Source organism: Actinoplanes sichuanensis (genome assembly GCF_033097365.1).
In the GTDB taxonomy this organism is placed as follows: Bacteria; Actinomycetota; Actinomycetes; order Mycobacteriales; family Micromonosporaceae; genus Actinoplanes; species Actinoplanes sichuanensis.
This window is the reverse complement of sequence record NZ_AP028461.1, coordinates 8,778,346-8,790,773: the sequence shown is the minus strand read 5'-3', so window position 1 is coordinate 8,790,773 and position 12,428 is coordinate 8,778,346. Positions and strand designations below refer to the sequence as shown.

At 70.3% G+C, this 12,428-nt stretch carries 11 protein-coding genes; 9 read left to right on the top strand and 2 right to left on the bottom strand.

Annotated elements, in window-relative coordinates; translation table 11 throughout:
* Window positions 1-12: 12 nt before the first annotated feature.
* The gene (groL, locus tag Q0Z83_RS40265; protein ID WP_317788640.1) at window positions 13-1,668 is read right to left on the bottom strand and encodes a chaperonin GroEL; all 1,656 of its coding nucleotides are present in this window, start codon (window positions 1,666-1,668) and stop codon (window positions 13-15) included.
* Window positions 1,669-1,739: 71 nt separating this feature from the next.
* Window positions 1,740-2,054 (bottom strand): co-chaperone GroES, encoded by a 315-nt coding sequence (gene groES / locus Q0Z83_RS40260; RefSeq protein ID WP_014440794.1) that lies wholly within the window; start codon window positions 2,052-2,054, stop codon window positions 1,740-1,742.
* Window positions 2,055-2,269: 215 nt separating this feature from the next.
* Here groES and Q0Z83_RS40255 point away from each other — a divergent pair, with 215 nt between their 5' ends.
* The 9 genes from Q0Z83_RS40255 (at window position 2,270) to Q0Z83_RS40215 (ending at window position 12,418) form a co-directional block, all read left to right on the top strand.
* The gene (locus tag Q0Z83_RS40255; protein WP_317788637.1) at window positions 2,270-3,454 is read left to right on the top strand and encodes a class I SAM-dependent methyltransferase; all 1,185 of its coding nucleotides are present in this window, start codon (window positions 2,270-2,272) and stop codon (window positions 3,452-3,454) included.
* 53 nt (window positions 3,455-3,507) lie between these two features.
* Window positions 3,508-3,999, top strand: a complete 492-nt coding sequence (gene ybaK / locus Q0Z83_RS40250) for a Cys-tRNA(Pro) deacylase (RefSeq protein WP_317788636.1) — start codon at window positions 3,508-3,510, stop codon at window positions 3,997-3,999.
* A gap of 329 nt (window positions 4,000-4,328) precedes the next feature.
* Entirely contained in the window at window positions 4,329-5,429 is a 1,101-nt protein-coding gene (locus Q0Z83_RS40245) for a sugar ABC transporter substrate-binding protein (protein ID WP_317788634.1), read from the top strand.
* 116 nt (window positions 5,430-5,545) lie between these two features.
* Window positions 5,546-6,349 carry an ATP-binding cassette domain-containing protein gene (locus tag Q0Z83_RS40240; protein ID WP_317788632.1) on the top strand — a complete coding sequence of 268 codons (804 nt, stop codon included), beginning with the start codon at window positions 5,546-5,548 and terminating at the stop codon, window positions 6,347-6,349.
* Entirely contained in the window at window positions 6,346-7,602 is a 1,257-nt protein-coding gene (locus tag Q0Z83_RS40235) for a sugar ABC transporter permease (protein WP_317788630.1), read from the top strand. The genes Q0Z83_RS40240 and Q0Z83_RS40235 overlap by 4 nt, the downstream gene beginning before the upstream one ends.
* A 42-nt stretch (window positions 7,603-7,644) precedes the next feature.
* Window positions 7,645-8,823: an ROK family transcriptional regulator gene (locus Q0Z83_RS40230; protein WP_317788629.1), complete on the top strand. Its 1,179-nt coding sequence runs from the start codon at window positions 7,645-7,647 to the stop codon at window positions 8,821-8,823.
* A 24-nt stretch (window positions 8,824-8,847) separates the two neighbouring features.
* A complete protein-coding gene (locus tag Q0Z83_RS40225; RefSeq protein WP_317788628.1) occupies window positions 8,848-9,789 on the top strand; it encodes a tetratricopeptide repeat protein in 942 nt (313 codons plus the stop codon).
* Between the two features lie 62 nt (window positions 9,790-9,851).
* Entirely contained in the window at window positions 9,852-10,775 is a 924-nt protein-coding gene (locus tag Q0Z83_RS40220; protein ID WP_317788627.1) for a hypothetical protein, read from the top strand.
* A complete protein-coding gene (locus Q0Z83_RS40215) occupies window positions 10,772-12,418 on the top strand; it encodes a peptidase M16 family protein (protein WP_317788626.1) in 1,647 nt (548 codons plus the stop codon). The genes Q0Z83_RS40220 and Q0Z83_RS40215 overlap by 4 nt, the downstream gene beginning before the upstream one ends.
* The last annotated feature ends 10 nt before the right edge of the window (window positions 12,419-12,428 follow it).

The window sequence follows — 12,428 nt, the reverse complement described above, 5'->3', positions numbered from 1 at the left end:
CCGATCGACCGATCAGAAGCCCGGACCGTGCTGGTGGCCGTGCCCGTGACCGCCGTGGCTGTGGCCGTGGCCACCGGCGGCGGCCGGAGCGGCCTCGGCCGGCTTCTCCACCACGAGGCTCTCGGTGGTCAGCAGGAGCCCGGCGATCGAGACGGCGTTGGCGACCGCGTTACGGGTCACCTTCACCGGGTCGATGATGCCGGCCGCGGCCAGGTCGACGTACTCGTCGGTGGCGGCGTTGAGGCCGTGGCCCCAGCCCAGCTCGTTGACCTTGCCCACCACGACGTAACCGTCGTGACCGGCGTTCTGAGCGATCCAGCGCAGCGGCTCGACGAGCGCCTTGCGGACGATGCCGACGCCGAGCGCCTCCTCGCCGGTGAGGCCGAGGTTACCCTCGAGCTCCTTGGCGACCTGGGCGAGAGCGGCGCCGCCACCCGGGACGGTGCCCTCCTCGACGGCCGCCTTGGTCGCCGCGATGGCGTCCTCGATGCGGTGCTTGCGCTCCTTCATCTCGACCTCGGTCGCGGCACCGACCTTGATCACCGCGATGCCGCCGGAGAGCTTGGCCAGCCGCTCCGAAAGCTTCTCGCGGTCCCAGTCGGAGTCGGACGCCTCGATCTCCTTGCGGATCTGCGAGACCCGGTCGGCGACGTCGGAGGAGTTGCCGCCACCGTCGACGATGGTGGTGTTCTCCTTGTCGACGACGATCCGCCGGGCGCTGCCCAGCGACTCGAGGCCGACCTGGTCGAGCTTGTAACCGAGCTCGGGGGCGATCAGCTCGCCACCGGTCGCGATCGCGAGGTCCTGCAGGATCGCCTTGCGGCGGTCACCGAAACCGGGCGCCTTCACCGCGACGACCTTGATGGTCTTGCGCAGCGAGTTGACCACCAGGGTGGACAGGGCCTGGCCCTCGACGTCCTCCGCGACGATCAGCAGCGGCTTGCCGGTCTGCAGCACCTTCTCCAGCAGCGGGAGCAGCTCCTCGATGCTGGAGATCTTCTGGGTGGTGAGGAGGATGTGCGCGTCCTCCAGCACCGCCTCCTGCGCCTCGGCGTCGGTCACGAAGTTCGGCGAGATGAAGCCCTTGTCGAACTGGAGACCCTCGGTCACGTCGAGCTCGGTGTGCAGCGCCGAGCCCTCCTCCACGGTGATGACACCGTCGCGGCCGACCCGGTCCATCGCGTCGGCGATCAGCTCGCCGATGTTCGCGTCCTGGGCCGAGATGGTGGCCACGTTGGCGATCGCCTTGTGGTCGGCGACCTCGACTGCCTTGGCCAGCAGAGCCTTGGACACGACCACGGAGGCCTGGTCCATGCCGCGCTTGAGACCGATCGGGTTGGCGCCGGCGGTCACGTTGCGCAGGCCCTCGCGGACCAGCGCCTGCGCGAGCACGGTCGCCGTGGTGGTCCCGTCGCCGGCGACGTCGTTGGTCTTGGTCGCCACCTCCTTGACCAGCTGGGCGCCGAGGTTCTCGTACGGGTCGGTGAGCTCGATCTCCTTGGCGATGGTGACGCCGTCGTTGGTGATCGTGGGCGCGCCGAACTTCTTGTCCAGAACGACGTTACGACCGCGCGGACCGAGGGTGACCTTGACCGTGTCGGCGAGGGTGTTGACGCCGTGCTCCAGGAGGTGCCGGGCGCTGTCTGAGAAGCTGAGGATCTTCGCCATGAATGGTCCCTTCACGCACCAGCGCCCTGCCCCGAGCTATCGGAACAGGGCGCAAGCGCAATCAGTTGGTCTTACTTCTCGATGACCGCGAGGACGTCGCGGGCGGAGAGCACCAGGTACTCCTCGCCGGCGTACTTGACCTCGGTGCCGCCGTACTTCGAGTAGAGGACGACGTCGCCGACCTTCACGTCGAGCGGGACGCGGTTGCCCTTGTCGTCGATCCGGCCGGGGCCGACGGCGAGGACGGTGCCCTCCTGGGGCTTCTCCTTGGCGGTGTCGGGGATCACGATGCCGGAAGCGGTCGTGGTCTCAGCCTCGTTCGCCTGGACCACGATGCGGTCCTCGAGCGGCTTGATCGCAACCTTGGTCGCGGTAGTCACGGGCATACCCTCCTGGGTACAGGTTTCGCCGGCCATGAACCAGGCCGGTCAATGCCTCATGCCACCGGGCGGGGCCGTCGTCGCGGGTGCCGGTCCGCCTGGTGCCTAACCGCCACGGAGGACCCGGGCGGCTGGCACCCTCATGTCGAGAGTGCTAACCGGAGACTATGCCGGAACTAGCACTCCGTCAACCAGAGTGCCAACCTGTCACGCCAGGGAGAATGCCTCTCGTGACCCCCGAGTTGTTGCAACTGTTGCGTACCCCTGAAGGGTTGAAAGCCCTGGCCGCGGCGGCTGAGGTGACCGGCGGTGAGCCGCTCGCCGCGGCCTCGGCCCTGCGGGCCCGGGGCTTCGGCGCGGAGCTCTCCGCGGCCGCCTTGACCCAGGCTAGTTTGCGCGAGCGCGCCGCGATGAAGTTCGGCCCGGACGCTGCCGGGATGTTCTTCACCCGGGCCGGCCTGGAGCAGGCGACCCGAGCCGTGGTCGCCGATCGACGGGCCGCGCGGCTCGCCGCGGCGGGTGTCGAGACGCTGGCCGACCTGGGCTGCGGGCTGGGTTCGGACGCGCTCGCCGCGGCCCGGCGGGGCATCACCGTGTACGCCGTGGACGCCGACCCGGTCACCGCGGCGATGGCGACCGCGAACGCGGAGGCGGCCGGGCTCGCCGACCGGATCACCGTGGCCTGCGCCGACGCCACCACGGTCCCGGTCGAGCGGTACGACGCGGTCTTCGCCGACCCGGCCCGCCGCCAGGTCGGTCGCGGCCGGGTGTTCGACCCGAAGGCCTACTCCCCGCCCTGGGACTTCATCGCCGGGCTGCCCGGGCGGACCCCGCGCACGGTGCTGAAACTCGCGCCGGGCATCGATCACGCGCTGCTCCCGCCGGGCGCCGAAGGGGAGTGGGTGAGCGTCGGCGGCGACCTCGTCGAGGCCGCGTTCTGGTGCGGCCCGCTCGCCGAGGCGCCCCGGCGGGCCACGCTGCTCGGCCCGGACGTCGGTTTGACCGGGTCCGGCAACAAAACCGCGGCGGTCGGCCCAATTGGTGCCTGGATCTACGACCCGGACCCGGCGGTGGTCCGCTCGCATCTGGTGGCAGAGTTCGCCGAGTCGATCGGCGGCCGGCTGGCCGACCCGGAGATCGCCTACGTTTACACCGACGACCCGGTGGACACGCCGTTCGCTCGCCGGCTCGGGGTCACCGAGGTACTGCCGTTCTCACTGAAACGGCTGCGTGCGCTGTTGCGCGAGCGTGGCGTCGGTGTCCTGGAGATTCGCAAGCGCGGCTCCGCGCTGGTGCCCGACCAGCTGCGCAAAGACCTCCGGTTGTCCGGGCCGAACACCGCCGGATTGGTGTTGACCCGGGTGGAGGGCGCCCCTGTCGCCTTGATCACCACGGCGGCGATGTAGTTCCCGGCACGGCGACGACAAGCGGAAGTCTGCCGCGAGGTAGTTTTCCGCGCATGGCCAAGAAGGCGGCCGGAACGCCGGCGACCGTGCTGCTGACCACCGAGCGGGTGGCGCACGCCCTGCATCCGTACGAGGTGTCGCCGGACGCCCCCAACTACGGCGCCCTGGTCGCCGAGGCCCTGGGTGTCGCGCCGGAGCGGCTGTTCAAGACCCTGGTGGCCGAGGTGGACGGCGGTCTCGTGGTCGGTGTCGTGCCGGTCACCGGCGACCTGGACCTGAAGGCGTTGGCATCGGCCGCGGGCGGCAAGCGGGCCGCGTTGGCCGACCGGGCCGCCGCGGAGCGCAGCAGCGGTTATGTCCGGGGCGGGATCAGCCCGCTCGGACAGCGCAAGCGACTCCCCACCGTGATCGACGACACGGCGGCCGGGCTCGACCTGATGTATGTGTCGGCCGGCCGTCGCGGACTGCAGGTGTCGCTCGCCCCCGCCGACCTGATCCGGCTGACCAGCGCGATCGTCGCCCCGATCCGGGCGGGCGCATCCTAGTACGGGTGGATAAAAGTCTGTTCTTCTGGTTTCCGCCAACTTCTTAGGCTGAAACTACTTAGCGTTACTTTGTGCGGAACGCCAGGCGAATCCGGCAACCCTGCCGCGACCTCGGGGAACGGCCATGTTGCCGGATTGTTATCCCTCGTTACGAGATAGACCGTCGTTGCCGCTTGTGTTCTCCGCCACCATGGGAATACGTTGCCGGGCACAACAAACCGGTACCTGATCCATCGGCGTCATGGCTCAGCAGTGGTTCTCCCAGGCGCTGCTTGTCCTGACAAATCCGAACAAGGCTCCGGATTTACCCCCCGAAAGGACATATAGGGATGCGTAAGGGAATGTTCGCCCTTGCCGCGGCCGGCCTGCTGGCCACGGGAAGCCTGTCCGCCTGCGGCACCGAGAGCAACTCCGGCACCGGCACCGGCTCCTCGGGCGGCGGCGCCACGGTCGGCGTGATCCTGCCCGATACCAAGAGCTCGGCCCGCTGGGAGACGGCGGACCTGAAGTACCTCACCGACGCGTTCAACGCCGCGGGCGTCAAGGCCGACATCAAGAACGCCCAGGGCGACAAGGCCTCGTTCCAGACCATCGCCGACGGCATGATCCAGAGCGGCGTCAAGGTCCTGATGATCGTCAACCTGGACTCCGGCACCGGCAAGAACGTGCTGGAGAACGCCAAGAAGGCGGGCATCAACACGATCGACTACGACCGTCTCACGCTGAGCGGCGGCGCCGACTACTACGTCTCCTTCGACAACGTCGAGGTCGGCAAGCTGCAGGGCCAGGGCCTGGTGGACTGCCTCACCGAGAAGAAGGTGACCAAGCCGGTCGTCTCCTACCTCAACGGTTCGCCCACCGACAACAACGCCACCCTGTTCAAGGAGGGCTACGACTCGGTTCTCAAGCCGAAGTTCGACTCGGGCGAGTACACCAAGGGCCCGGACGACGCGGTTCCGGACTGGGACAACGCCAAGGGCGGCACGATCTTCGAGCAGCAGCTCACCAAGGACAACAAGATCGCCGGCGTGCTCGCCGCGAACGACGGCCTCGGCAACGCGGCCATCGAGGTCCTGAAGAAGAACAAGCTGAACGGCACCGTCCCGGTCACCGGCCAGGACGCCACCGTTCAGGGCCTGCAGAACATCCTCGCGGGCGACCAGTGCATGACCGTCTACAAGGCGATCAAGAAGGAGGCCGACGCGGCCGCCGCGCTGGCCATCGCGCTGGCCAAGGGTGAGACCCCGACCACGGCCACCGGTACCGTGACCGACCCCGAGTCGAAGGCCACCGTCAAGTCCGTGCTGCTCAAGCCGGAGGCGATCACCAAGGCGAACGTCAAGGCGGTCGTCGACGACGGCTTCGTCACCAAGGCCGAGCTCTGCACCGCCGCCTTCACGAAGGCCTGCACCGACGCGGGCATCAGCTGATCCTCAGCACCCCCCGCTGAATTCGACGACGGCGTCGCCCACGTCACCACGTGGGCGGCGCCGGAGTCGGTTCCGCGGACGGAACCGGTCGGTCACCGAACGAAGGAGAAACATCCGTGGCCGCGACACCCCTACTGGAACTGCGCGGGATCGACAAGAGCTTCGGTCCTGTCCAGGTGCTGCACAATGTCGGCCTCAGCGTCTACCCCGGCGAGGTCACCGCGCTGGTCGGTGACAACGGCGCCGGCAAGTCGACGCTGGTCAAGTGCATCAGCGGCATCTACACCATCGACGCGGGCACGGTGACCTTCGACGGCAAGCAGGTCTCGGTCCACAGCCCCCGGGACGCCGCCGACCTCGGCATCGAGGTCGTCTACCAGGACCTCGCGCTCTGCGACAACCTGGACATCGTCCAGAACATGTTCCTCGGCCGGGAGAAGAAGCGCGGCATCGTCCTGGACGAACCGACCATGGAGCAGATGGCCGGCGAGACCCTCGCCAGCCTCTCGGTACGTACCGTGAAGTCGCTGCGGCAGCTCGTGGCCAGCCTCTCCGGCGGCCAGCGGCAGACCGTGGCGATCGCCAAGGCGGTGCTCTGGAACAGCCGGGTCGTCATCCTCGACGAACCGACCGCGGCGCTCGGCGTGGCACAGACCGCCCAGGTCCTGGAGCTGGTCCGCCGCCTGGCCGACAACGGTCTCGGCGTGGTGCTCATCTCGCACAACATGAACGACGTCTTCGCGGTCTCGGACCGGATCGCCGCCCTCTACCTCGGCCGGATGGCCGCCCAGGTGAAGGCGAGCGACGTCACCCACGCCCAGGTCGTTGAGCTGATCACCGGTGGGCGCAGCGGCAACCTGGGCCTTCCGCCGGAGCACCCCACCGACTTCGCAGACATCACGCCGGGAGTTTCGAAGTGACCACGACCCTCGAGACCGCCGGTGGCGTCAAGGTAGTCAAGCCGACCGTCGCCAGCCACTTCCGCGACTACGTGGGCCGGATACGTGGCGGTGACCTCGGCGCCATGCCCGCCGTGCTGGGCCTGGTCATCCTCACCCTGATCTTCGGTACCGCCCGGCCGGAGACGTTCTTCAGCGCCGGCAACTTCGCGAACCTGTTCAACCAGGCCGCCGGCCTCACCATGATCGCGATGGGCCTGATCTTCGTCCTGCTGCTGGGCGAGATCGACCTCTCCGCCGGTTACGCGGCGGGCGTCTGCGGCGCGGTGATGGCGATCCTGCTCACCGAGAAGAGCTACTCCGAGCCCGTCGCGCTCATCGCGTCGCTGGCCGCCGGTGCCGTGATCGGCCTGGTGCTCGGCTTCCTGGTGGCGAAGGTCGGCATCCCGTCCTTCGTGGTCACGCTCGCGGCGTTCCTCGCCTTCCAGGGTGTTCTGCTGAACCTGCTCGGCGAGGGCAAGAACATCTCGATCCCGGACGGCTTCATCAAGTCGCTGAACAAGGACAGCCTTCCGGTCGGCTGGAGCTGGGCCCTGGCCATCGGTGCGGTCGCCGTCTTCGCCCTGATCCAGTTCCTGCGTTACCGCGGCCGGGCCGGGCGCGGCCTGGTCAACGAGCCGATCGGGATCATCCTGCTCCGGATCGGCGGCATCGCGGCACTGCTCCTGATCACCACCGCGATCCTCACCCAGGAGCGGGCGATCAACCCGAACGTCGCCTCGCTCAAGGGCGTCCCGATCGCCGCGCCGGTGATCGGCGGCTTCCTGGTGCTGTGGACGTTCGTGCTGGGCCGCACCTCGTACGGCCGGCACGTCTACGCGGTCGGCGGCAACGCCGAGGCCGCCCGCCGGGCCGGCATCCCGGTCGACCGGATCCGCATCTCGGTTTTCGTGATCGGCTCGTTCATGGCCGCGGTCGGTGGCATCATGCTGGTCAGCCGAGCCGGGTCGGTGGACCCGAACACCGGTGGCAGCAGCACGCTGCTCTACTCGGTCGGCGCCGCGGTCATCGGTGGCACCAGCCTCTTCGGCGGCAAGGGCAAGGTCATCCACGCGGTGATCGGTGGCGCGGTGATCGCGGTCATCGACAACGGCATGTTCCTGATGGACTTCTCCTCCGGGACGCGCTACATCTTCACCGGTGTGATCCTGCTCATCGCCGCGGGTGTCGATGCGCTGGCCCGTCGCCGCGCGGCGGCGACCGGCAACCGGTAACCAGGGCCCGATGGAGACGATGGGGCAGAGGGCGGGGCGCTGATGCGGGCCGGCCCGAGTCAGGAAGAGGTACGCAAGCACAACCTCGGTACGTTGCTGCGTTACGTGCACATGCACGGCGCGACGTCCCGGGCTGAGCTCACCACCCGGCTCGGCCTCAACCGCAGCACGATCGGCGCGCTCACCGCCGACCTGATCGGCGCGGGCCTGGTCAGCGAGGCGGCTCCACGCGAGACCGGCCGGGCCGGACGACCGTCACTGGTCGTCCGGCCCGAGTCCGGGCGGGTGTACGCCTACGCGCTCAGCATCGAGGTGGACCGGCTGCGCGCGGCCCGGGTCGGGCTGGGCGGCCGGATCCTGGAGCAGTACGAGACCGAGCGCCCCCGAGGCATGAGCGCCGGCGAGGCGGTCCGCCCGCTGGCCCGTTACGTCCGCACCATGCGCTCCGGCGTGCCCGCCGACGGTCGGTGCGTGGGCAGCGCCGTCGCCGTGGCCGGGATGGTGCGCCTGGAGGACGGCATGATCCGCCTGGCGCCGACGATCGGCTGGGTGGACGAACCGATCGGTGCGGCGCTGCGTTCCGAGCTGGAGGAGTTCGGCCCACTCAGCGTCGGCAACCACGCCGACGTGTGCGCGCTCGCCGAGCATTCCCGCGGGGCCGCGGTCGGCTCGGACAACGTCATCTACCTGTACGGCGACGTGGGTGTCGGGGCCGGGATCGTGGCCGGTGGACGTCGGGTGCACGGGCACGGCGGCTACGGCGGCGAGGTCGGCCACATGGTCGTCAACCCGTACGGCCGGACGTGCAGCTGTGGCTCCCGGGGCTGCTGGGAGACCGAGATCGGCGAGCACGCGCTGCTGCGCCTGGCCGGGCGGGAGGACCGCAGCGGCCGGGAGGCGGTGCTGGCCGTGGTGGACGCCGCGATGCGCGGAGACAGTTCGGCCCAGCACGCGTTGCGGCAGGTGGGCGACTGGGTCGGGTTCGGGGTCGGCAACCTGGTGAACATCTTCAACCCGGAAGTCGTGATCTTCGGTGGCACGCTGCGGGACGTCTACCTCGGCGCGGCGGCACAGATCCGCAGCCGACTCAACGCGGTCGGGCTGCCCGCCTGCCGTGAGCACGTCCGGTTGCGTACCCCTGAGCTGGGCCCGGACGCGGCCCTGATCGGTGCGGCCGAACTGGCCTTCGAGCATCTGCTCGACGATCCCCTCGTGCCCTGACGATTCTGGTTCTACGCTGCGGCTATGCTGCTGCGCCCACCGGTGATGGATCCGGCCGCCGCCTACCCGAAACTGACCACGCTGCGGACCGGGCTGCGTGCCGGTGACTGGGCGGCCTGCCGGGCGGTTCTGGACTCGGCGGAGCCGGTGGAGCGTACCGAGCTGATCCGGTCCGCTTCGGACACCGACGGCATCGAGCCGTTGCTGCGGCAGGTACTCGACCGGGACCCCGAGGACAGCACCGCCGCCGCCGTGCTCGGCTCGTACCTGGTCCGCGTCGGGTGGGAGATCCGTAGTTCGTACCGGGCCCGGCACGTCAGCCGTAAGCAGTTCGAGGCGTTCCACGAGAAGCTGCGCCAGGCCGAGCATGTGCTGTATCCGGCGACCGAACGGCGGCCCGACGACCCGGCCCTGTGGGTGATCCGCCTCACCGTCGCCCGAGGTCTGGAGTTGGGTCAGGACGAGGCCCGCCGCCGCTACGACAGGCTGGCCGAGATCGATCCTCAGCACCTGCCCGGCCAGCTCCAGCTGCTGCAACAGCTCTGCCCGAAATGGGGCGGCTCGTGGCCGGCGGTGTGGGACTTCGTCGGTCGGGTGGCCGGCACCGCCCCGTTCGGCGCACACAACCACATGATCATCGCCGAGGCGCACATCGAGGAGGCGACCGATGACGACTGGGGCAGCGCCCGGCGCCGGCTCTCGGTCGCCGGCGTGCAGGCGGTGATCAAGGAAGCGGCGAACCGGTCGGTGTGGCATCCCGAGTTCCGCCGCAGCCACGGCTGGGTGCTGGTGCTGAACACGTTCGCGGCGGCGTTCAGTCTGGGCGGCGATCTGCGCTCGGCCAAGTCGATGTTCCGGATGCTCGGCGACTTCGGTAGCGAATACCCGTGGGGCAGCCTCGCGCCGAGCCCGGCCTCCACCATCTGGCTGCACAAACTCCGTACCGCCTTCGTCCGCGAGTCCTGATCGGACGGTCGAGGACCACCGTCGTGAGTGGGCGCTCGCACCGAAGATCTATGCTGCCCGCCATGCTCCCGCGACAACCAGTTCTGGACCCGGCGGCCGCCTACCCGCGGATCACCGGTCTGCGGGATGCCCTGGACTCCGGGGACTGGCCGGCCTGCCGTGCCGTCCTCGACGCCGCCGAGCCCGTCGAGCGCACCGAACTCACCATGATCGCTTTCGCCGAGCCGGGCCTGGAGACGTTCCTGCGCGGCGTGCTCGACGGGGATCCCGGCGACGGCGCGGCCGCCGCGCTGCTCGGTCAGCACCTGATCGGCGCGGCCTGGCGGATCCGGACCAGCGCCCGGGCCGAGCAGGTCAGCCCGGAACGGCTGGCCGCGTTCACCGACGGGCTGGTGACCGCCGAACGGCTCCTCGTCGACGCCGCCGCCCGCAGCCCGCACGACCCGGCGATCTGGACGGCCCGGCTGATCACCGCGCGCGGCCTGCGGCTCGGTCTGTCCGAGGCGCACCGCCGATACGCCCGGCTGGCCGAGATCGACCCGCACCACCTGCCCGGACAGTGGCAGTTCCTCCAGCAGTTGTGCCCGAAGTCGGGCGGTGACTGGGCGCGGGCGCACGCCTTCGCCCGGGAGACCGCCGAGGCCGCACCGCGCGGGTCGTTCGGGCCGGTGCTGATCGCCGAGGCGCATCTGGAGCACTGGCTGGAGGCCGGCGTCCGCTATCTCACCGCCGACCAGGTCCGGGCCGATCTGCACGAGGCGGCCCGCCGCTCGGTGTGGCATGCCGACTTCCGGCACACCCACGGCTGGGTCCGGGTGGTGAGCACGTTCGCGATGGCGTTCGCGCTGCTCGACGATCGGCCGGCGGCTGATTCGCTCTTCACCGAGCTCGGCGATCTCGGTTCCGAACGTCCCTGGGACTACCTCGGTGACCCGGGATCGGTGATCGTGAAGTATCGGAAGCGGGCGGCGGGAGGCGGCACATGAGACGGATGGAGGTCGACGGCATCCCGGCGGTGCTCGCGCAGGTGACCGGCCCGGCCCACGCCGGTCTGGTCTTCCGGGTCGGCACGGCGGACGAGCCGCTGGCCCGGCGTGGCATCACCCGCCTGGTCGAGCACCTGGTGACCGACGGTCTCGGCGCGACCGGACAGACGAGCTGGACGACCGGGCCGGAACACACCTACTTCCACGTGCAGGGTTCGGCCACCGAGATCACCGAATTCCTCACCGGCGTCTGCGACGCGTTGCGTGACCCGCCGACCGGGCGGCTCGCCGAGGTGCGCGACCTGGTCCAGGGTGCTCAGCCGGAGCGTGACCCGCTGCCGATGTGGCGGCACGGCGCCCGTGGATTCGGTGTCGTCAGCTATCCCGAGTGGGCACTGCCCGGGCTCACCGCCGACCACCTCCGGGAGTGGATCGCCCGCTATTTCACCAGGGAGAATGCGGCGCTCTGGGTGGCCGGCGACGAGGTCCCCGAAGGGCTGAGCCTGAATCTCCCGACCGGCGAGCGGCAGCCGCCACCGTCCGTCGCCACCACCCTGCCGGTCACACCGGCCTGGTTCACCGGCGGGGTCGGCTGGGACACGGTGATCGCCCGGAGTCCGGGTGCGGCGGTCTTCGCCAACGTTCTGGAGCGCCGGGTCCGCCGCGATCTGCGCGACCTCACCACCCACACCCGTACCGAGTACGTCCCCCGGGCCGACGGCACCGCGCGGATCCTGACGATCGCCGAGCCGCTGCCGGCGGAGCCGGAAGCCGCCCACGGCGGTCTGGTCGACGTGCTGGCCTCGATGCGGGCCGGCCGGATCGACCCGGACGAGGTGGCCGCCGTGGTGAAGCTCACGTGCGAGGGCCTGCGCCAGTCCGAGTCGCGTGGCGCACGCCTGCCCGGCCAGGCGTTCAACCTGCTCGCCGGACGCGAGGTGCAACCCCTGGAGGAGGCGCTCGCCGAGGTGCGGGCGGTCACCGCGGCCGAGGTGGCCCGGGTCGCCGAGGAGGCGTACGACGCCGGCCTGCTGATGACCCCGCCCGGCAGCACCGCCGAGTGGGCCGGGTACACCGCCGCCCCGGCGATGTCCGACAGCGTGCCGGCCGGCCGGGTCCATCGTGGCCGTCGGGACCGGTCCCGACGGCTGATCAGCGGCTCCGAAGGGATCGGCGTGACCGGCCGCGACATGGTCGCCGCAGTCCGCTGGGACGCGTGCGCGGCCCTGCTGGCCTGGCCGGACGGCGGCCGCCACCTGATCGGCGAGGACGCCGTGACGGTCCGGGTCGAGCCGACCCTCTATCGGCACGCCGACCGGGTGGTGCGCGAGGTGGACGCCCGAATCCCGGAGCGACTGCGGATCGAGATGCCGGCCCGCGACCGCGACCGGATCCCGCAGCCGGAGCCCGCACCCCGGGACGGCGTGGTGCGGCGATACGTCGCGGCGATCCTCTGCGGTCTGCTCGCGCTCTTCTTCGTCAGCGGTGGTGTCTGGATCCTGACCCAGTTGCTGGCCGGTCCGGGCACCGGCAACCCACGCGGCGAGGACCTGCTGGCACTCGGCGGATCGGTCGTCTTCGGCATCCTCTTCGGCCGCTACAGCTGGGCCGCCGCACGGGAACTGGGCAGCCGCCGCGGGTGAAGTGGCTCTA